The following is a 19,704-nucleotide window of genomic DNA, read 5'->3' as shown; positions in this document are numbered from 1 at the left end:
CCTGACAAAAGTCAGTAAGACCCCTTAAAGAGTATGAGGTAGATAGGACTCAAGTGGAAGTGTGGCAACATATGGAGCGGAGAGTTACTAATCGGTCGAGGGCTTGACCAAAAGGGAAAATGGTTTAGGAAGAAAAGAATTCATGTGCAGTTTTGAAGGTAGAAATATAAAAGCAGCTGATAATAATCAGCTGCTTTTTTGATTGTATAGGAAAGTATTGAGAACTTTCCTACACAATCAAAACCATTCTATGCGCACTCGCGTAAAAGGAGAAAGTCAGCTAAGCTGACTACGCCCGGCTCGCGAAGCGTACCGTCATTTGTTGTTAAAGTTCCCGAAAGAAGCTAAACAGTTAATTTTTGCGCTGGAGAAATTCAAAGAAAGCAAAAATGATGGAGACAATGGTTAAAACAGATACAATAAGCTGTGACATATTTGTGGCATAGCCAGATAGATCCGGGTCCCATGCACCCATCACCAGATAATAAATGCACCAGAGCAGGCCGAGTATTAAACATAGAAATGTAAGATACTTCAGCACAGCGGATAATACTTTATAGAATTTTATCTGTGCGTCGATCTGATTTTGATCGTAATCGGGGTGGCGGAGCCACTTTATACCGCCCAGCAGAAATCCTACCAGGATTCCCAGTGAAACGCCGCGGCATATTTGATAAAATAAGTTCATTCAGATATCCTCTCTTTTGAATTGATGAGATACAGCCGCTCCTCTCTCAATTGACCGACTGTAAATTTATACTATAACTATACCATATAACGAAGAAATCGCCACATTATTAGTGACGTAATAGAAAAGTAGTGATAAAATAGAAAAGTATTTTGGGAATAAGACTAGATTGCTGCGGATGGGTGTCGAAGCAGGCAGACCTGTGGTATGCAGAGGTATAAGGCTGAAAGAACTCTTTCAACCCTGCAAATTTATGACAAGCAGCCCGGCTTTCCGGGGTGACTTGTATGGGCCTGTTCTTGTTTTGTGAAGGATAAAACGGGAAAGGCAGGGGTATAAAAATGAAAATAGACAATAATGTAATCAAAGAGAAGATAGCGGATGCGGAATATGTTGTTGTGGGTATCGGCCGGGAACTGGCCGGTGAGCGTCTGGCCGGAGAGGCAAAGGTATATGAACCTCTGGAGTCTCTGGGAATAAGAAGCAAGGCAGAGCTTGACGAACAGCTTCAGGATACTGAAAAGGCCCTCTGGATTCACCGTATCCTTCTGGCAGATTATTTTCAGAAGCGGAATCCGGCAAGGGAGCAATATGCGGCTTTGGAAGAGATGCTGAAGGGTAAGGATTATTTTATCGTAACTACGAACACGGATGCCTGTATTTATCAAAGCAGCCTGGAGGAAGAGAAAATTGTGGCCCCCTGCGGTGATATCCGCTTATTTCAGTGTCTTGACGGATGCGGCGGAAAGATTTGGCAGGAACCGAATTATCTGGAAGGCGCGATTGCACTCCTGCGGGAAGGAAAGCTTCTGAAAGTTTTACAGGAGCGCCCCTTCTGTCCGGAATGTAACAGCCCGGTCAGTTTTCACATGAGAGATAAGAGTTGTAATTATATAGAAGGATATCTGCCTCAGTGGAACTGCTATAAAGAATGGCTGCAGCATACCTTAAACCGAAAATTGGTCCTGGTGGAACTGGGCGAAAATTTTGATCAGCCTACTGTTTTTCGCTGGCCATTTGAGAAGATCGCCTATTTTAATCAGAAGGCCTATTTTGTGCGGGTTAACCAGATGCTGCATCAGATACCGGAGGAAGTGACCCGGGCCTTGGCAGTAAAGGCCAATGCGGCAGAGTGGCTGACTGCGTTTGTGCAGGGCGGGAAAATGTAGACAGGGTTATACTATGACAGCGGCAACCCGGATTGCCAGAGAGGAAGGTCAGATGATTGCCATTATTGATTATGATGCAGGAAACCTGAAAAGTGTGGAGAAGGCGCTTCTCTATCTGGGGGAGAACCCCGTGATTACAAGGGATTACCACGAGATTTTGTCTGCGGACCATGTTATTCTTCCAGGCGTTGGAGCATTTGGGGATGCCATGAAAAAACTGAGACATTATGATCTGACAGGGCCGATCCGGGAAGTGGCAGACCGCGGGACACCTTTTCTGGGGATTTGTTTGGGACTGCAGCTTTTGTTTGAACATAGCGATGAGGCGGAGGGAGTTACGGGTCTTGGTATTTTAAAAGGTGAGATTCTGAGGATTCCGGAGCGGGACGGAATGAAAATTCCTCACATGGGCTGGAACTCTCTGAACGTAAAACCGGAGGCTTCGCTATTTAAGGGTATTGGTGACGATCCCTATGTCTATTTTGTCCATTCCTACTATCTGAAAGCGGGAGCGGAGGAAGATGTGGCGGCAACAACCTGGTACGGAACGACGATTGATGCTTCCGTGGAACATGGAAATGTGTTTGCCTGTCAGTTTCATCCGGAGAAAAGCAGTGATACCGGGCTTAAAATACTGAAGAACTTTGCGGAGTGGAAGGGGGAGGACGCCTGATGTTTACGAAGAGGATCATTCCCTGTCTGGATGTACATAATGGACGTGTGGTAAAGGGTATTAACTTTGTGAATCTGCGGGATGCCGGAGATCCGGTCGCGGTAGGAGCGGCCTACGATAAGGCCGGGGCTGACGAACTGGTATTTCTGGATATTACGGCCTCTTCCGATGCCAGAACGATTAAGCTTGATATGGTCAGAAAAGTGGCGGAGACGGTCTTTATTCCGTTTACGGTGGGCGGAGGAATCCGGACCGTTGAGGATTTTAAACTAATCTTGCGGGAAGGGGCGGACAAGGTTGCTGTTAATACAGCGGCGATTCTGAATCCCGGCCTTATTTCCGAGGCGGCGGATAAGTTCGGGAGCCAGTGTGTGGTGGTGGCGATTGACGCGAAGCGCAGAGCGGATGGCTCCGGCTGGAATATCTATAAGAACGGCGGCCGTGTGGACATGGGGATTGATGCGGTGGAATGGGCAAGAAAAGCCTGTGAGCTGGGAGCTGGTGAGATCCTTCTGACCAGCATGGACTGTGACGGTACAAAGGACGGCTATGATCTGGAACTGACCAGGACGGTGTCGGAGCAGGTGCCGGTCCCTGTTATCGCCTCAGGAGGCGCCGGCAAAATGGAACATTTTTATGATGCATTGACCGAGGGCAAGGCGGATGCTGTCCTGGCGGCTTCGTTATTTCACTATAAAGAACTGGAAATTAAGGAGCTGAAGGAATATCTGAGAAGCCGGGAGATCAGCGTGCGGCTGTAGTGAAAATGAACTTAGAGGAGCAAATGAGATGAAGGTCGTATTACAGAGAGTGACAAATGCCAGTGTTACCGTGGATGATAAGATAATCGGAGAGATTGGAAAAGGGTATCTCATCCTTCTGGGAGTCGGGGAGGACGATACAGAAGCTGCGGCGGAGAAACTGGTGGATAAAATAGTGAAGCTTCGGATTTTTGCCGATGAAGCCGGGAAGACAAACCTGTCGCTGGCGGATGTGGACGGAGAAATATTGGTCGTATCTCAATTTACCCTGTATGCAGACTGCCATAAAGGAAACCGGCCAAGTTTTGTCCATGCAGGCAATCCGGAGAAGGCAGAACGGCTGTATGAATATTTTGCCGGTCTCTGTGCGAAACGGTGCAGAAAGGTTGCCACAGGCTCTTTTGGAGCGGAAATGCAGATATCTCTGGTCAATGACGGCCCGTTTACCATACTTTTAGATAGCTGAAGGAGGAATAACAGGATGGCGGCGATTACCAATGACTGGGCAAAGGTTTTAGATTCTGAATTTAAGAAAGATTACTATAAAAATCTGTATAGGTTTGTGAAAGAAGAATACAATACGAGACGGATTTATCCGCCTGCAGAGGATATTTTTAATGCGCTTCATCTGACTCCCCTCAGCAAGGTGAAGGTGGTTATTCTGGGGCAGGACCCCTATCACAATGAGGGGCAGGCACACGGCCTCTGTTTTTCTGTAAAACCGGGGGTGGGTGTGCCGCCTTCCCTGCAAAATATATATATGGAACTGCACGATGATTTAGGATGTGAGATTCCAAATAACGGATATCTGATAAAATGGGCGGAGCAGGGTGTCCTGATGTTAAATACGGTGCTTACCGTGCGTGCTCACCAGGCGAATTCCCATCAGGGAAAAGGATGGGAGAATTTTACTGATGCCATAATTGAGGCTGTGAATACCCAGGATAGACCCATTGTATTTATTCTGTGGGGACGTCCTGCACAGATGAAGCGCTATATGCTGACCAACCCCAATCATCTGATTTTACAGGCGCCTCATCCCAGTCCGTTTTCCGCGGGACGGGGCTTTTTTGGCAGCCGGCCGTTCAGTCAGACCAACCGTTTTCTGATGGAAAATGGGGTGGAACCCATTGACTGGCAGATTGAAGATATATAAGGAACAGCAGAGCCGCAGACAGTTGAATTGTCTGCGGCTCTAAATGTATTCGTCCGTATTATTTAATTTATCAGGTCCGGTTGACCGGAGGGAACAGTGCGGGGCCGGGAACCTGAAGTGCAGCGGCAGCTACATGCTTGGAATGCCTGGATGCATGGGCAGAACTCTGTTCTCCGCCATCTGCCCCGGATGTCGGTCCGCCGTTTTTATTTAAGTTCTTATTGGCGGTAGCCAGCATCAGCTTGATCCGGTTGAGCTGGTTTACTTCGCTGGCGCCGGGATCATAATCCACAGCTACTATATTGGACTGAGGATACTGGTTTCGAAGCTCCTTTATGACCCCTTTGCCCACGACATGATTCGGGAGGCAGGCAAACGGCTGGGTACATACGATGTTGTTCACGCCAGAATGAATTAATTCGATCATCTCGCCGGTTAAGAACCAGCCTTCACCGGTCTGGTTTCCGGTCGAAACCACTGCTTGTGCATAGGATGCCAGCTGGTCAATGGATGCAGGCGGCTCAAACCGGCTGCTTTCTTTTAATCCCTTTATCATTTCTTTGCGGTAAACCTCGATAAACCAGATGACAAACCGGTTTACCCTGGCAACCAGGCGGGATTTTCCCAGGTACCTGGCCTTGAATGTAGAGTTATAGCTGCAGTAGAGCAGGAAACCGATCAGGTCGGGCACAACAGCCTCAGCGCCTTCTCCTTCCAGAAGATCGACCAGGTAATTGTTGGCGGCGGGGAGGAACTTGACAAGAATCTCACCCACCACACCGACTTTAGGTTTTACCAGGTCTTCTTTTAAAGGCAGTACATCAAACGCGTGAATGATATCCCTCACATTTTGCCGGAATTTCTTCAGATTGCCTTTTCGAACATCCTTTTTACAAATTGAATTCCACTTCTGATAAAGTTTATTGGCGGAACCGGGTTCTGCTTCGTATGGTCTTGTCTGGTAGAGTACTTTCATGAAAATATCGCCATAGACAAGGGCCTGCAGGGCACGGTTAATCATGGCTGGTGTGATTTTAAGTCCAGGATTCTTTTCCACCCCGGCACTTAGGGATACGACCGGTACCTGAGACATCCCGGCCTTTTCCAAAGCCCTCCGAATGAAGCCCACATAGTTGGTGGCCCGGCATCCTCCGCCTGTCTGGGTTATAATAATAGCCGTTTTGTTTACATCGTATTTGCCTGAGAGCAGGGCATCAATCAATTGACCGACCACCATCAGAGACGGATAGCAGGCGTCGTTGTTCACATACTTTAAACCTACATCTATGGCTCTGCGTCCGTCGTTGTGCAGAACCTCCATCCGATAGCCGCAGGAACGAAAGGCCTCCTGGAGCATATCAAAATGAATCGGCGACATCTGAGGGCAGAGCAGGGTATATTCTTTCCGCATCTCTTTCGTGAAGACCTTGCGGTGCATAGAGGTATCCGAAGGATGAATGCCGATATGCTTGGCTTCTCGGTCCCGGATGGCGGAAAGAAGAGAGCGGATACGGATACGCGCCGCACCCAGATTGCTGACTTCATCTATCTTCAGGACGGTATAAATCTTGCCCGATTTCGTGAGGATGTCGCTGACCTGGTCTGTGGTAACGGCATCCAGCCCGCAGCCAAAGGAGTTGAGCTGGATTAATTCCATATCTGTTCTGGTCTTTACAAAGGAAGCCGCGTTGTAAAGGCGTGAATGATACATCCACTGATCCCGGACGATAAGCGGCCGGTCGGCCCGGCCCAGATGGGCCACCGAGTCTTCCGTGAAGACTGCAACCCCATAGGAAGTAATCAGTTCCGGAATCCCATGATGGATCTCCGGGTCCACATGATAGGGACGGCCTGCCAGAACGATTCCTTTCAGGCCATTCTTTTCTATGTACCGGATTGTTTCTTCGCCTTTGTCCTGAACCATCTTGCGGATGTTCATCATTTCATCCCAGCCTGCTTCTGCGGCGGCCTGTACCTCCACGGAAGGAATCTGATTTTCTTCCCCGAAATATTCCACCAGACGGTTGGAAAGAATGACTTTGTTTTCAAAAGAGAGGAACGGGTTCTGGAAACGGATATGTCCGTCCTTCAATTCCTCCACATTATTCTTGATGTTTTCTCCGTAGGAGGTTACAATCGGGCAGTTAAAATGATTGTTGGCCTCTGGCGTCTCCAGTCGTTCATAGGGAACGCACGGATAGAAAATGTAATCCACCTGATTGCGGATCAGCCAGGATATATGTCCGTGAACCACTTTCGCCGGATAACACTCCGACTCACTTGGAATGGATTCGATACCCATCTCGTAAATTGCCTTTGAAGTGGAAGGTGAGAGCACCACCCTGTATCCAAGTCTGGTAAAGAAGGTAAACCAGAAAGGATAATTCTCATACATGTTGAGAACGCGCGGAATCCCCACGGTTCCCCGGGGCGCTTTTTCTTCCGGCAGCGGGGTGTAGTCAAAAGTTATCTTATTTTTGAACGCAAAGAGGTTGGGCACATCCTGATGGGTCTTTTCTTTGCCCAGACCCTTTTCACAGCGGTTCCCGGTAATAAAGCGGCGTCCGCCGGAGAATTTGTTGATTGTCAGAAGACAGTGGTTGGTACAGCCCTGGCAGCGGGCCAGAGACGTATCGAAAGTAAGCGCTTTTAACTGTTCCTGACTGAGCAGACCGCAGGCTTGGCCTGCAAAATGCTCCCTGGCAATCAGAGCGGCTCCAAACGCGCCCATAATACCGGCGATATCCGGGCGGATTGCCTGGCAGCCGGAGATTAATTCAAAGCTTCGCAGCACGGCGTCGTTATAAAAGGTACCGCCCTGTACAACGATATTAGTACCCAGATCCTTAGGATCGGTGATTTTAATAACTTTTAAGAGTGCATTCTTAATAACGGAATAAGCCAGACCCGCGGAGATCTCGTCCACACCGGCGCCTTCCTTTTGTGCCTGCTTTACCTTGGAATTCATAAATACGGTACAGCGGGAGCCCAGGTCTACCGGATGTTTGGCAAAGAGTCCCACTTTGGCAAAATCTGCCGCGTCATATCCCAGGGATTTGGCAAACGTCTCGATAAAGGAACCACATCCAGATGAGCAGGCTTCATTCAGCTGAACGCTGTCAATAGCCTGATCCTTAATTTTCATACATTTCATATCCTGGCCGCCGATATCCAGAATGCAATCCACCTTGGGATCAAAGAAGGAGGCTGCGTAATAGTGAGCGACAGTTTCTACTTCTCCCTCATCCAGACAGAAAGCGGACTGCATCAGGGCCTCGCCGTAACCGGTGGAACAGGAGCGGACGATTCGGGCGCCCTCCGGCAGCAGTTCATATATTTCCTCCAAAGCCTTTTTCGCGGTTTTTACCGGACTGCCGTTATTGTTGCTGTATAAAGAATAGAGAAGTGTACCGTCCTCTCCGATCAGAGCGGCTTTTGTCGTCGTGGAGCCCGCATCGATTCCCAGGTAGCAGTTGCCCTGATAAGAAGAGAGCTCTCCCTTTTTAACCGTATGTACATTGTGACGGGAAATAAATTCATCATATTCTTCCTGATTCTGGAAAAGCGGCGCCATTCTGGCTGCTTCGGACTCGATGACAATGCCCGCAGCAAGAGCCTGATCCAGTTCTTTCAACGTGGAAACCTTCTCAAAAGGACAATTAAGGGCAGCGCCGATTGCCGCAAACAGGCATGCATGCTCCGGTATGATCGTTTGACTGTCGGTCAGATGCAGAGTACGGATAAAAGCCTGGCGCAGCTCACTTAAAAAGGTAAGCGGACCGCCCAGAAATGCCACGTTCCCCTTGATAGGCTTTCCGCAGGCAAGGCCGCTGATGGTCTGATTGACTACAGCCTGGAAGATGGAGGCAGATAAGTCCGCCTTTGTAGCTCCTTCGTTGATCAGGGGCTGGATGTCGGATTTGGCAAATACTCCGCATCTGGCGGCAATCGGGTAGACTGCCTCATAGTCTTTTGCATATTCATTTAATCCGCCTGCATCGGTCCGTAGAAGCGTTGCCATCTGATCGATAAAGGAACCGGTGCCTCCGGCACAGATACCGTTCATCCGCTGTTCGATACCGCCGTTGGGATTAAAATAGATAATTTTTGCGTCTTCCCCGCCTAGTTCAATGGCCACGTCGGTTTGGGGAGCGGTGTGTTCCAGCGCCGTGGCTACCGCAACTACTTCCTGAACAAAGGGAATGTCCAGGTGAGTGGAGATAGTCATACCGCCGGAGCCGGTGATCATCGGAGCAATCTCCATATCGCCCAGCGTTTCCAGAGCTTCATGTACGATACTCCCAAGTGTTTCTACTATATTTGCGAAGTGCCGTTCGTACTTGGAAAACAACAGTGTGTTATCCTTGTCCAGAACGGCTACTTTAACGGTTGTGGAACCAACATCGATTCCCAATGCATATTGCTTCATAATAAACCCCTCAGTTCCTGCCAGAATTGCAGGAAGCTTTCTACCTGCAGACGGCCCGAGCAGCCGTGTACAGATTAAAACATAATCATGCTCAGATATAAAATTATATCACAAATACCGGTATAATTCTTCATCTGATCATTATAAAGAATAAAATTTTGCACTTCAAGGCTAAAAATATGAAATCTTTATTAAATAGGAAATATTTCGATCTTTTCAGCGGTTTTTGTACGGCAAAAGTGCTTTTTCGTCCTGCTGTATACATGGCCGCTCCGGCCATTTCCCGTTACTATTCCTATGCACAATCGGGATGGGATAGGAATAGATTATTATAAAGTAAAGAAATGGGGAGAATATTAGTATGGATAACTCGCAATGCAAAGGGCTTATATATACGGTTCAGGAGGGGGACACACTTTACCTGATCAGCCGGAGATATAATGTACCTCTGGGTTATGTCTTGAAAGCCAACCCATTGGTTGATATTTATAATCTGCGTCCGGGTCAGAAAATCTGTATTCCGGGAATTTACTGTGACTTGAATAAACCAATGGCATCCTGCCCTCTGTGCAGTCTTTTTTCCTATGAAGTAAAAGCCGGAGACAGCATTAAAAGTATTTTAGATGATTTTGGTATTGAGTTAGATGACTTATTTAAGTATAATAAGAGTGCAGAGCTATATCTGAAAGAAGGCATCCGACTACAGATACCGGATAAGAATAAATAGAGAGGGATACTTACGAGAAGAATTTTGACCGCCGGTGGGAGAGGTCCGGCGGACAGATTGCAGGACATTGCCCGTTCGCAGGTGTTTCGTGTTCACTAACGGTTTGATCCGGCCGCGGCCGGGCAGACGTTTTTTTTCATTAAGAGATGTGCGTGATACGGCGCAGGGCGGGAAGTAATACGCCTGCGGATGGGACAGTGCAGATACGTCTGGCTGGTTTCTGCGATTTCGGAATGGAGGAAGGAGTTTGGAAGGTTTGCGGCAAGGTGCTGTCAGATTGGACAGGCAGGTATCGGCGGAGGCTGCATAAGAGCAGAAAGGAAGAGATAGGACGATATGAATCGTTTTTTAAACAAAGTGGAAAGAAAGTTTGGCAGATATGCCATTCGGGATCTGATGAAATATGTGGTTGTTATTTATCTTGCCGGTGCGGTCATTGGGATGTTTGCACCGTCTTTTTACTATGATTATCTGGCACTGGATATCGGCAAGGTGCTGCATGGACAAGTCTGGAGGCTGGTGACATTTCTGCTTGCGCCTTATGGAATGACAAGTATGATCGACATTATTTTCCTGGCAATTGAGACGTATCTGTACTTATTCATCGGGAGAAGCCTGGAAAATGTCTGGGGAGCATTCCGGTTTAATCTTTATTATGTTTCGGGCATCTTATTTAATATTATCGCTGCTTTTATTCTCTATTTTGTATTTGGAGCAGCAGGCGGGTCCTATCCTATGGGTCTGACTTACATTAACCGTTCTCTCTTCCTTGCGTTTACGGTTATTTTCCCCAATATGCAGCTGCTTTTGTTTTTCATTATACCGATTAAGGTGAAATGGCTGGGAATCATATATGGTATACTGATCGGAGTGGAAGTCTTTTCCTATTTCCGCATGCTGACGCCTATGGGCATCTCAGTCGGTGTTGCCATTCTGGTGGCGCTGGCCAATTTCCTGATTTATTATCTTTCTACCAGGAATTATAAGAGGGTGTCTCCGAAAGAGGTAAAGCGGAAGGCCGAGTATAAGAAACAGGTCAATAAGGTTGTGAATTTCCCACGTCACCGCTGTGAGGTGTGCGGGAGAACGGAGAAAGATAATCCGGAGCTGGAATTTCGTTTCTGTTCCAAGTGTGACGGTGACCATGAGTACTGTATGGATCATCTGTATACACACGAACATATTAAAAAGGAAGAATGAAAAAGGAAGAAGGAAGAACCGAAGGGTGAAAAGTGAATAAGGAAGAATGGAAGAAAGTGAAGGGCTGCGGTAAAGCCGCAGGTGAAAATGTCCCTGAGGGACAGTGATGTGAGAAAAAGTGAAGAATGTATGCGGTTTTTCACAGGGGATGTTATTAAGATGATTATTTGGTGCAACAATCTCTATATGGACGGCTATGTTAAAAAGAGACAGAAGAAGATTATGGGGCTGGTTGAGCGGGAGAAGATTTCCCCCGGTCTTCTGGCCAGGGATATTTTCTGCATTGCGCTGCCGTCCAATGAGCAGAATTTATTTGATATCGTCCGTGCGGGAGAGTTGTTTTTTGAACATTGCCGGAGAAACCAGCTGAGGGTGCTTGGACTGGCCAGGGGCCGGGATTCGGCGGTGGAGCTGCTGACGACGATTATATTGGATCTGTACAACGAGACTGGTGAGCTTTGCCCGGTGGATTATTTTGTGTTTGATCCGGCGGACAGATGACTGCTGCCTGTACAGCTTATGTTACGGCGGGATCAGAACTGAGGTGGAAATTTGCTGCATATCATTGGAATTATTTTGAAAATTATCGGGATTTTGCTGCTTATTCTTCTGGGACTGCTGCTTGTTCTGGTTTTGCTTGTTCTTCTGGTGCCGATTCGTTACAGGGCCGCTATTCAGAAGTATCCGGATATTAAGGGACGGGGGTGTGTCAGCTGGCTATTGCATCTGATCCATGTTTCCGCTTATTACGAAGAGGACGGGTTCTGGTATAAAGTGCGTATTCTTGGGATTCCGGTGTTTAACAGCCGGAAACCGAAGAAGTGCCGACAGCCGGAAGTTCCGGTTTATGAAAAAGCGGTGCCTGTACCGGAGCCTGAGAAAAAAACGGAGCGGATGCCGGCCGGGACGGATGAGGCCGAACGGATGCCGGAAGACGTCGGGAATCCGGTCAGTGAGCTGCCTCAACCGGTGAGGGAGGCTGATACAGCAGGAGAGAGGGAACCGGAGCGGAAGTCTCTTTGGCAGAGGATAAAGGAATTCTTTCGGGGTATTCTTGATAAGATAAGAAGTATAAAGAAAAAATTTCGGCAGATAAAGAGACAGGCCGTCAGAATAAAGGAGTTCCTTCAGGAAGAAGATACGAAGGAAAGCCTGCGGCTTTTGTTTGGATCTGCAAAAGGGATGTTTAAGCATATCCTGCCCCGGAAGGTAAAAGGGTGGATTCGGTTTGGCACCGGAGATCCCTGCAGGACCGGGCAGATACTTGGTTTGCTGGGCATGGGTATTTCCCTGCTCCCGAAGGATTTAACGATCCGGCCTGACTTTACGGAGGCGGTGCTGGAGGGAAATGTAAAGCTTTCCGGCAGAATCGTTCCGGTTATCTTTCTGATTACCGGGCTTAAGCTTCTGCTGAAAAAGGAAGTCAGACGGACCATTATGAGAGGCAGAAAACTGGCTGCATAGAGAAGAAGGAGGAAATAAATTATGACAGATAACAGCTTTAGTTCAACCGTGGAATCTCTGTTTAAGGGGATGGACAATTTTATTACAACCAAGACCGTTGTGGGCGAGGCTATGAAATTTGACGACGGCACAATCATTCTGCCTCTGGTAGAAGTTAATTTTGGTGTGGCTGCGGGTGCTTTTTCCGAGGAAGGAAAGAAAAAGAACAATGGCGGCGGAGGAATGGGCGGAAAGATTTCCCCCAGCGCCGTTCTGGTGATCAAGGACGGTACATCAAAGCTGGTCAATGTAAAGAATCAGGACAGCATTACCAAGATACTGGATATGGTGCCGGATCTGATCAACAAGTTTACCAAGTCCAAAGATGAGGACGAGTTCTTTACCGAGGAGGAGATTGTCACAGAGGCTCCTGCAGAAAAGGAGTGATTTTAAAACAGACTATTTGTGTCTGCCTGGAAATACAAAGAATTTCTCGTGCGACAAAAAAAGTCTTGCATTCCTGTGCTTCATTTGATAGAATAGCTTTGTTGTCTGAGCTAATACAGGCTTGGAAAGTTTGGTCGAGGAGGTGCTTAGAATGGCTAGATGTGCAGTTTGTGACAAGGGCGCTCATTTTGGTATTAAGGTGAGCCACTCACATAGAAGAAGCAATAAAATGTGGAAATCCAACATTAAATCAGTAAGAGTGAAGACAGAAGGCGGTACAAAGAAAATGTATGTTTGTACTTCTTGTCTGAAATCCGGCAAAGTAGAACGTGCTTAAGGCTGAAAACAGAGCAGGAAAAGAAAATCCCGCGGTATGAGAGGCGACTCTTTTACCGTGGGATATTTATTGTCTGGATCAGAGCTGTGAAAGCGGCCTGATCCGTCAGCAGGAAAATAAGTTATACCCCAGAATAAGGCACATTATTATAATAGCGATTGCCAGGAGTCCATTTGTTATGAAGAGCATGATGGTCATACCAATGGCGATCCAGAATAAAATAAAGCCGAACATTTTTTTCATTGAAATCCCGCCATTTCCAAGTATATGAAATTTTTTTATTTCATTTTATGGGAAAAGAGGGTATAATATGCATAAGGATTTGTTTCCTTTGCTGCCTCAAAGATGAAAAAATAATGCACGAAACAAACGTCGGCACGCTTCGCGGGCCGCCTTATTGTATGATAGAAGAGGCTGTTTAGCGGCAGCCTCTCCCTTATACCCGGAATACCGGAAAGGGTCAGTGTGAATGAAACAGGAATCGTGGAGGGTTGACTATGAAAGGACATATGAACACGCAGCTGGGCGAAATATTAATTGAAAATGAAGTAATTGCGAAATATGCCGGTTCTGCAGCCGTAGAGTGTTTCGGCGTGGTCGGGATGGCCTATGTCAGTATGAAGGACGGTCTGGTAAAGCTGTTGAAGCGGGACAGTATCAGCCAGGGAGTCAATGTTGTGATCGAGGAATCGGGTATCAGCGTTGCTCTTCATATTATCGTTGCATATGGCGTAAGCATTTCTGCTGTTGCTGACAATCTGATCAGCAATGTAAAATATAAAGTTGAGGAATTCACTGGCATGAAGGTAGAAAAGATCAATGTCTTCGTGGAAGGAGTCCGGGTAATGGACTAATGTCCGGCACTCATGGAATTAAGGAGGAACAAAGCGGTGGTTATTCATACAGTCGATGCCAAATTACTTCAGAAATTATTTTTGGCAGGTGCTCAGGCTATTGAAGCACAGAAGGAGTATATCAATGAGTTAAATGTATTCCCGGTACCGGATGGGGATACAGGAACGAATATGACACTGACGATTATGTCCGCGGCAAAAGAGGTAAGTTCTCTTGCAGATCCTACTGTTGAAAGTCTCTGCAAAGCGATTTCCAGCGGTTCTCTGCGGGGCGCAAGAGGCAACTCCGGCGTTATTCTTTCCCAGCTGCTCAGGGGACTCACCAAGGGAATCCTGGCATCGGAGGCTATTGATGTACCCACTCTTGCAGCCAGTTTTCAGAGAGCGACGGATACAGCTTACAAAGCAGTTATGAAGCCGAAGGAGGGCACGATCCTGACGGTGGCCAGAGGAGGAGCGGAGAAAGCAGCTGAACTGGCGGAACAGACGGATGATATCGTATACTTTATGGATGAAGTAATTAAACATATGGAAGAAGTGCTGGAGTATACTCCGGAGCTGCTTCCGGTTTTGAAAGAGGCTGGTGTGGTGGATTCCGGCGGCCAGGGGCTGCTGACCATACTGAAGGGTGTGCAGGATGCGCTTCTGGGCAAGGAAGTGAATTTTACCGTTGGTACTTCTGCTCCGGCAGGAAAGACCAGAAAGAGAGAGGCGATCTCTACCGATGATATCAAGTTCGGCTATTGTACCGAATTTATCATCATGAGGGACAGCGAGCTGCCGGCTCAGGAAGAAAAGATATTCAAGAGCTTTCTGGAATCCATCGGAGATTCCATTGTTCTGGTAGCGGATGATGATCTGGTAAAAGTACATGTGCATACCAATGATCCGGGTGTGGCGCTGACGAGAGCGCTCACTTACGGACAGCTCAATCACATTAAAATTGACAATATGAGAGAAGAACACAATGAGGTGCTCTTCAATCAGGAGGCGGAGACTCCGGCCAGCGATGAACCGGTGGTAAAGAAGGAAGAACCCAGAAAGAAATATGGTTTTATCAGTGTGTCGGCGGGCGACGGCCTGAGTGAGATTTTCAGGGGCCTGGGCGTTGACTATCTGATTGAAGGCGGCCAGACGATGAATCCCAGCACGGAAGATATGCTGAACGCCATTGATAAGGTACATGCCGATACGATTTTCATCCTTCCGAATAATAAAAATATTATTCTTGCGGCGGAGCAGGCGGCGAAGCTTTCGGATGAGAAGAAGATCGTTGTGATCCCTTCCAAGACCATCCCGCAGGGAATTACCGCTATTATAAATTTTGTATATGACCGCTCTGCGGAAGAGAATGCAAAGCAGATGTGCGAGGAGATGTCCCGTGTGAAAACCGGTCAGGTCACCTACGCGGTGAGAGATACCAGCCTGGACGGCAAGGCGATCAAACAGGGTGATATCATGGGAATCGGAGATAAGTCAATTCTGGCGGTGGGAGATAATATTAACTCCACAACAAGGGAACTGGTGGATAATCTGGTCGATGAGGATTCTGAACTGATCAGCTTATATTATGGGGATCAGATGAAGGAAGAGGATGCCGAGACACTGGCCGATGAGCTGATGGAAACCTATCCGGATGTAGATGTGGAGGTTCACAGCGGGGGCCAGCCGATTTATTACTATGTACTTTCTGTTGAATAGGAAGAGATAAGGTGTTTTATGCCTGAGTCTGAAAGCGATGAGGGCGGACTTTGGCAATTGGACGTTAAGGGGGAGCTGCAAAAGAATTTGCTTTGCAGTCTCCCCTTTCTGTGTGATATAGGAAACCGCGTGCTATAGGAAACTGCGGGCGGGGCAGGCCGGCAGCAGGATTCATAAAAGAAAGGCGTGAGTGTAAAGGTGGAATATACGGAACCGGTGGGCAGGATAAAGGGAATCGGCGAAAAGACGGCGGTACTGCTGGCAAGACTTGGCATCGGTACAGTGGGCGACTTGCTGGAATACTATCCCAGGGATTATGACCAGTACGGCGAGATTATACCCGTGGAGGAAGTATCGGAGGGTACCGTTCAGGTGGTTGAAGTTTCTATTACCGCAATGCCCGAAATGAGACGGGCAAGAAAGCTTACGATCTTAAGCTGCATTGGGCGGGATGAAACAGGGACCATACGTCTGACCTGGTTTAATATGCCGTTTATGAAGCAATATCTCCATCCGGGAACCAGGCTGCTGCTGCGGGGAAAAATAGGATGGAAAAATGGCATGACCGCCATGGAACAGCCCAAGCTGCTGTCGAAGACCGAGTATTATAACCGGAAAGAAGTCATGCAGCCGGTCTACGGCCTGACGTTCGGACTCACAAACACGGTGCTGGGAAAGGCGATGCGCCAGGCGCTGGATGGGGTGAATTTAAACGGGGATTATTTAAGTGCTCAGATCCGGAAGGAATATGACCTGCTGGATTATAAAACCGCAATCCGGGAAATCCATTTTCCAAAGAACAGGGAAAGTATGATGAAGGCCAGAAAAAGACTGGTCTTTGACGAGTTCTTCTTGTTTACCCTCTACTTAAGACAGTTAAAGGGAAAGCAGGAGAGACAGAGATCTGCCTACCTATTTGAACGGTTTGGAGAAACGGACAGGCTCCAGGATTCTCTTCCCTATGAGCTGACCGGAGCCCAGAAGAAAGTATGGGAGGAGATTCGGGGCGATCTGGCGGGCGGCTTCCAGATGAACCGGCTGATCCAGGGCGATGTGGGCTCCGGCAAAACAGTGCTGGCGGTACTGGCCCTGCTTTCCTGTGCGTCGAACGGCTGCCAGGGCTGCCTTATGGTTCCCACAGAGGTTTTGGCAAAACAGCATTTTTCGGAGTGTGAGAGTCTGCTTTCTCCTTTTGGGGTGCGCTGCTGCCTTTTGGTGGGTTCTATGACCCAGAAGGAAAAAAGAGAGGCGTATGAGAAAATACGGGAACATCAGGCGGATGTGATCATCGGGACGCATGCGCTGATTCAGGACCCGGTGGAATACGACCGTCTGGCCCTGGTTATCACAGATGAACAGCACCGGTTTGGAGTGAAGCAGCGGGAGCGGCTATCCGGAAAGGGAGAAGCGCCGCATGTGCTGGTTATGAGCGCTACTCCGATTCCAAGGACTCTGGCCATTATTATTTATGGGGATCTGGACCTGTCCGTGCTGGATGAGCTGCCGGCAAACCGGCTGCCGGTGAAAAACTGTGTGGTAGATACCCGTTACCGCCCCACTGCCTATGAGTTTATCAAGAAACAGGTGGAAGCGGGACATCAGGCATATATTATCTGCCCCATGGTGGAGGACAGTGAGACGGTCGAGGCAGAAAATGTGATCGCCTACTGTGAAAAACTGAGATCAATCTACAGAGACACGGTACGGGTGAGTTATCTGCACGGTAAAATGAAAGCTTCTGAAAAGAATCAGATCATGGAGGCTTTTTCCGCCGGGGAGATCCAGGTCCTGGTTTCCACTACGGTTGTGGAAGTAGGAGTCAATGTACCCAATGCTACGGTGATGATGATTGAGAACGGGGAGCGGTTCGGCCTTGCCCAGCTCCATCAGCTGCGGGGACGGGTGGGAAGAGGAAATGCCCAGTCCTACTGTATTATTGTCAGCGGTTCCGGCAATAAGGAGACAAAAAAGCGTCTGGAAACGCTGAATCATTCCAATGACGGTTTTTATATAGCGGAGGAGGACCTGCGGATGAGGGGCCCTGGGGATCTGTTCGGTATCCGCCAGAGCGGGGTACTGGAATTCAGGCTGGGAGATATCTTCAATGATGCACCGGTTTTAAAGCTGGCGAATGAGCTGGCCGGCAAGGTAGATCCGGAGCAGTTTGCCAAGGTCAGGGAAAACGATCCCCGGCTGAGCAACAGGACCGGGAGTTATCTGAACCGCATTTCTCTATAGTCGGAAAACTGCGGGGATGACTGGATAACCGCAGAAAAATACCTTGACTTGAAGTGAACTTTAAGACGTATGATTATGGTAATGCATTTGACATGAAAATGTGGTTTTTACCGTATGGGTTTCATGCGGTGTATCAGCATTAGGGAAGGAGACAGATGGTATATGAATGAAGTAATGAAGGCAATACGGGAGCGAAGCTCCACGAGAGGGTTTACCGATGAGAAAGTAAGCCGGGAAATGCTTGATGTTCTGATTGAGGCGGCGCTGGCTTCCCCCAGCGGCATGAACCGTCAACCATGGCAGTTCACTGTGGTGGAGGACAAGAAGGTTATTGATGATTTCGAGAAGCTGCACGTGGACTATCTGATGGAACACGCGGATGATAACCGCAGGGAGGTTTTGAAGGGGAGAAACTTCAGAACACTGTACAATGCTCCGCTTTTTATCCTGATCTCTACAAAAAACGGGGAACATATTGTGGATGCGGGTATTGCCGTAGAAAATATTGTGCTGGCGGCTCAGTCCATAGGCCTGGGAAGCGTAATTATCGGGGGCTGTGATGTGCTGTTTGACGATCCCAAACTGGGAAAACAGTGCGAGGAGCTGTTCCGTTTCCCGGATGGGTATAAATTTGCAGTGGGCGTGGTAATCGGTCATAAGGCGGTGGAGAAAGATCCCCATGAGCTGGATTACAGTAAAGTGACAAGAATGTGAGCGGGAGAAGAATATGATTTACAGAGAATATAAAGGGACGGAGAAAAAGGTCTCACTGATGGGCCTGGGCTGTATGCGGTTTCCGCTGGAGGCTGGTTCCAAGACAAAGATTGACGAAGAAAAGGCAGAGAAAATTGTGGATTGCGCCTATGAAAACGGTGTGACCTATTTTGATACGGCCTGGCCCTATCACGGCGGCGAATCAGAAACCTTTATGGGGAAGGTCCTGAAAAAGTATCCCCGGGAGAGCTACTGCCTGGTGACAAAGATGCCGGGATGGCTGGTGGAAAAGCCGGAGGATGCAGCGTACTATTTTGAGAAGCAGCTGGAGAGGCTTAAGACGGATTATTTTGATTTCTATCTGCTGCACGATGTGAACCGGGACCGCTGGCCCCACTATGAGAAAAACCATCTGTATGAGTTCTGCATGGAGATGAAAAAACAGGGGAAAATTCGTAATCTGGGCTTTTCCTTCCATGATACGCCGGAGATTCTGGAGCAGATTATCAACGAGAAGGATTGGGATTTTGTGCAGATTCAGCTGAATTATCTGGACTGGACGAAGCAGGATGCGAAAGGGCAGTATGAGCTGATAAGGAAAAAGGGGATTCCCTGCATGGTGATGGAGCCGGTGAGAGGCGGTGCGCTGGCAGGGCTGGATGAGGAGTCGGAAAAACTGCTAAAGACAGCCCGTCCGGACTTAAGCATTGCGTCCTGGGCGATGCGGTTTGCAGCCTCTAAGCCGAATGTACTTACGGTGCTCAGCGGTTCCTCAAGCCTGGAGCAGCTGCAGGATAATTTAAAGACGATGAACCACTTTGAACCTTATACGGAGGCAGAGTATGCCCTGATTGAGGAAGCGGTGAAGATCTACACGTCCAATGTGACGATACCGTGCACCGGCTGCCGCTATTGTATGGATTGTCCTGCCGGCGTGGATATCCCCAAAATGTTCGCGATGTACAATGAATATAAGCTGCACAAAAAGCCGGGACGCTACCAGAATGCCTACGCAGAGGTGGAGGAAGAAATCTGTGCCCATAACTGTGTTGCCTGCGGCCAGTGCGTGGAGCATTGCCCGCAGAAAATTGATATACCGGTGCAGATGGAGATGCTGACGCATTTGCGGGAGCAGTTGTTTGGCAGCACTGGAAATTAAAAGGAAAA

Annotated in this window: 19 protein-coding genes and 1 rRNA gene; 17 read left to right on the top strand and 3 right to left on the bottom strand. The window is 48.2% G+C overall.

Annotated elements, in window-relative coordinates; translation table 11 throughout:
- A 23S ribosomal RNA gene (locus ABCW47_RS09210) occupies positions 1 to 111 on the top strand; the annotation flags it as partial.
- 241 nt (positions 112 to 352) lie between these two features.
- Here ABCW47_RS09210 and ABCW47_RS09205 read toward each other — a convergent pair.
- Positions 353 to 688 (bottom strand): transporter, encoded by a 336-nt coding sequence (locus ABCW47_RS09205; protein WP_343209560.1) that lies wholly within the window; start codon positions 686 to 688, stop codon positions 353 to 355.
- Between the two features lie 341 nt (positions 689 to 1,029).
- On the opposite strand from ABCW47_RS09205, the gene ABCW47_RS09200 reads away from it, so the two are divergent.
- From ABCW47_RS09200 to ABCW47_RS09180, 5 genes are read left to right on the top strand one after another with little or no spacing between them, the layout of a single operon-like run.
- Positions 1,030 to 1,857 (top strand): hypothetical protein, encoded by an 828-nt coding sequence (locus tag ABCW47_RS09200; RefSeq protein WP_343209559.1) that lies wholly within the window; start codon positions 1,030 to 1,032, stop codon positions 1,855 to 1,857.
- A gap of 52 nt (positions 1,858 to 1,909) precedes the next feature.
- On the top strand, positions 1,910 to 2,530 hold the full coding sequence (hisH, locus tag ABCW47_RS09195; RefSeq protein ID WP_343209624.1) for an imidazole glycerol phosphate synthase subunit HisH: 621 nt from the start codon (positions 1,910 to 1,912) through the stop codon (positions 2,528 to 2,530).
- Positions 2,530 to 3,291, top strand: coding sequence for an imidazole glycerol phosphate synthase subunit HisF (hisF, locus tag ABCW47_RS09190; RefSeq protein WP_343209558.1), 762 nt, complete (start codon positions 2,530 to 2,532; stop codon positions 3,289 to 3,291). Before hisH ends, hisF begins: the two co-directional genes overlap by 1 nt.
- Before the next feature lie 28 nt (positions 3,292 to 3,319).
- The gene (gene dtd / locus ABCW47_RS09185) at positions 3,320 to 3,757 is read left to right on the top strand and encodes a D-aminoacyl-tRNA deacylase (RefSeq protein ID WP_343209557.1); all 438 of its coding nucleotides are present in this window, start codon (positions 3,320 to 3,322) and stop codon (positions 3,755 to 3,757) included.
- A gap of 15 nt (positions 3,758 to 3,772) precedes the next feature.
- Entirely contained in the window at positions 3,773 to 4,447 is a 675-nt protein-coding gene (locus tag ABCW47_RS09180) for a uracil-DNA glycosylase (protein ID WP_343209556.1), read from the top strand.
- A 70-nt stretch (positions 4,448 to 4,517) separates the two neighbouring features.
- Here ABCW47_RS09180 and ABCW47_RS09175 read toward each other — a convergent pair whose 3' ends face one another.
- Positions 4,518 to 8,876, bottom strand: coding sequence for an acyl-CoA dehydratase activase-related protein (locus ABCW47_RS09175; RefSeq protein WP_343209555.1), 4,359 nt, complete (start codon positions 8,874 to 8,876; stop codon positions 4,518 to 4,520).
- A gap of 361 nt (positions 8,877 to 9,237) precedes the next feature.
- Here ABCW47_RS09175 and ABCW47_RS09170 point away from each other — a divergent pair, with 361 nt between their 5' ends.
- From ABCW47_RS09170 to rpmB, 6 genes are all read left to right on the top strand, one after another.
- Positions 9,238 to 9,603 (top strand): lytic transglycosylase, encoded by a 366-nt coding sequence (locus ABCW47_RS09170; RefSeq protein WP_343209554.1) that lies wholly within the window; start codon positions 9,238 to 9,240, stop codon positions 9,601 to 9,603.
- A 336-nt stretch (positions 9,604 to 9,939) separates the two neighbouring features.
- The gene (locus ABCW47_RS09165; RefSeq protein WP_343209553.1) at positions 9,940 to 10,803 is read left to right on the top strand and encodes a hypothetical protein; all 864 of its coding nucleotides are present in this window, start codon (positions 9,940 to 9,942) and stop codon (positions 10,801 to 10,803) included.
- Positions 10,804 to 10,962: 159 nt separating this feature from the next.
- Complete coding sequence (locus tag ABCW47_RS09160; protein WP_343209552.1) at positions 10,963 to 11,304, top strand: hypothetical protein; 342 nt, start codon at positions 10,963 to 10,965, stop codon at positions 11,302 to 11,304.
- A 51-nt stretch (positions 11,305 to 11,355) separates the two neighbouring features.
- Positions 11,356 to 12,267, top strand: a complete 912-nt coding sequence (locus ABCW47_RS09155; RefSeq protein ID WP_343209551.1) for a DUF2953 domain-containing protein — start codon at positions 11,356 to 11,358, stop codon at positions 12,265 to 12,267.
- A gap of 21 nt (positions 12,268 to 12,288) precedes the next feature.
- Entirely contained in the window at positions 12,289 to 12,693 is a 405-nt protein-coding gene (locus ABCW47_RS09150; RefSeq protein ID WP_343209550.1) for a GerW family sporulation protein, read from the top strand.
- Positions 12,694 to 12,844: 151 nt separating this feature from the next.
- Positions 12,845 to 13,030 (top strand): 50S ribosomal protein L28, encoded by a 186-nt coding sequence (gene rpmB / locus ABCW47_RS09145; RefSeq protein ID WP_343209549.1) that lies wholly within the window; start codon positions 12,845 to 12,847, stop codon positions 13,028 to 13,030.
- A gap of 105 nt (positions 13,031 to 13,135) precedes the next feature.
- On the opposite strand, the gene ABCW47_RS09140 is transcribed toward rpmB, so the two are convergent.
- Positions 13,136 to 13,273 (bottom strand): hypothetical protein, encoded by a 138-nt coding sequence (locus tag ABCW47_RS09140; RefSeq protein ID WP_343209548.1) that lies wholly within the window; start codon positions 13,271 to 13,273, stop codon positions 13,136 to 13,138.
- 254 nt (positions 13,274 to 13,527) lie between these two features.
- Between ABCW47_RS09140 and ABCW47_RS09135 the strand changes: the two genes are divergently transcribed.
- The 5 genes from ABCW47_RS09135 to ABCW47_RS09115 all read left to right on the top strand — a co-directional run bounded on the left by ABCW47_RS09135 (position 13,528) and on the right by ABCW47_RS09115 (position 19,696).
- Entirely contained in the window at positions 13,528 to 13,884 is a 357-nt protein-coding gene (locus tag ABCW47_RS09135; protein WP_343209547.1) for an Asp23/Gls24 family envelope stress response protein, read from the top strand.
- A 36-nt stretch (positions 13,885 to 13,920) separates the two neighbouring features.
- A complete protein-coding gene (locus tag ABCW47_RS09130; protein ID WP_343209546.1) occupies positions 13,921 to 15,585 on the top strand; it encodes a DAK2 domain-containing protein in 1,665 nt (554 codons plus the stop codon).
- A gap of 198 nt (positions 15,586 to 15,783) precedes the next feature.
- On the top strand, positions 15,784 to 17,823 hold the full coding sequence (gene recG / locus ABCW47_RS09125) for an ATP-dependent DNA helicase RecG (RefSeq protein WP_343209545.1): 2,040 nt from the start codon (positions 15,784 to 15,786) through the stop codon (positions 17,821 to 17,823).
- Between the two features lie 162 nt (positions 17,824 to 17,985).
- Positions 17,986 to 18,537 (top strand): nitroreductase family protein, encoded by a 552-nt coding sequence (locus ABCW47_RS09120; RefSeq protein ID WP_343209544.1) that lies wholly within the window; start codon positions 17,986 to 17,988, stop codon positions 18,535 to 18,537.
- Between the two features lie 13 nt (positions 18,538 to 18,550).
- On the top strand, positions 18,551 to 19,696 hold the full coding sequence (locus ABCW47_RS09115) for an aldo/keto reductase (protein ID WP_343209543.1): 1,146 nt from the start codon (positions 18,551 to 18,553) through the stop codon (positions 19,694 to 19,696).
- Positions 19,697 to 19,704: the final 8 nt, after the last annotated feature.

This window comes from Anaerolentibacter hominis (genome assembly GCF_032380675.1).
GTDB classification, from domain to species: domain Bacteria; phylum Bacillota; class Clostridia; order Lachnospirales; family Lachnospiraceae; genus Anaerolentibacter; species Anaerolentibacter hominis.
This window is presented reverse-complemented; position numbering and strand designations above follow the sequence as displayed.

Excerpts from the sequence above, each read along its gene's own strand:
- ABCW47_RS09205 (WP_343209560.1), bottom strand. The coding sequence starts at position 688 with ATGAACTTATTTTATCAAATATGCCGCGGCGTTTCACTGGGAATCCTG.
- ABCW47_RS09200 (WP_343209559.1), top strand. The coding sequence starts at position 1,030 with ATGAAAATAGACAATAATGTAATCAAAGAGAAGATAGCGGATGCGGAA.
- hisH (WP_343209624.1), top strand. The coding sequence starts at position 1,910 with ATGATTGCCATTATTGATTATGATGCAGGAAACCTGAAAAGTGTGGAG.
- hisF (WP_343209558.1), top strand. The coding sequence starts at position 2,530 with ATGTTTACGAAGAGGATCATTCCCTGTCTGGATGTACATAATGGACGT.
- dtd (WP_343209557.1), top strand. The coding sequence starts at position 3,320 with ATGAAGGTCGTATTACAGAGAGTGACAAATGCCAGTGTTACCGTGGAT.
- ABCW47_RS09180 (WP_343209556.1), top strand. The coding sequence starts at position 3,773 with ATGGCGGCGATTACCAATGACTGGGCAAAGGTTTTAGATTCTGAATTT.
- ABCW47_RS09175 (WP_343209555.1), bottom strand. The coding sequence starts at position 8,876 with ATGAAGCAATATGCATTGGGAATCGATGTTGGTTCCACAACCGTTAAA.
- ABCW47_RS09170 (WP_343209554.1), top strand. The coding sequence starts at position 9,238 with ATGGATAACTCGCAATGCAAAGGGCTTATATATACGGTTCAGGAGGGG.
- ABCW47_RS09165 (WP_343209553.1), top strand. The coding sequence starts at position 9,940 with ATGAATCGTTTTTTAAACAAAGTGGAAAGAAAGTTTGGCAGATATGCC.
- ABCW47_RS09160 (WP_343209552.1), top strand. The coding sequence starts at position 10,963 with ATGATTATTTGGTGCAACAATCTCTATATGGACGGCTATGTTAAAAAG.
- ABCW47_RS09150 (WP_343209550.1), top strand. The coding sequence starts at position 12,289 with ATGACAGATAACAGCTTTAGTTCAACCGTGGAATCTCTGTTTAAGGGG.
- rpmB (WP_343209549.1), top strand. The coding sequence starts at position 12,845 with ATGGCTAGATGTGCAGTTTGTGACAAGGGCGCTCATTTTGGTATTAAG.
- ABCW47_RS09140 (WP_343209548.1), bottom strand. The coding sequence starts at position 13,273 with ATGAAAAAAATGTTCGGCTTTATTTTATTCTGGATCGCCATTGGTATG.
- ABCW47_RS09135 (WP_343209547.1), top strand. The coding sequence starts at position 13,528 with ATGAAAGGACATATGAACACGCAGCTGGGCGAAATATTAATTGAAAAT.
- ABCW47_RS09120 (WP_343209544.1), top strand. The coding sequence starts at position 17,986 with ATGAATGAAGTAATGAAGGCAATACGGGAGCGAAGCTCCACGAGAGGG.
- ABCW47_RS09115 (WP_343209543.1), top strand. The coding sequence starts at position 18,551 with ATGATTTACAGAGAATATAAAGGGACGGAGAAAAAGGTCTCACTGATG.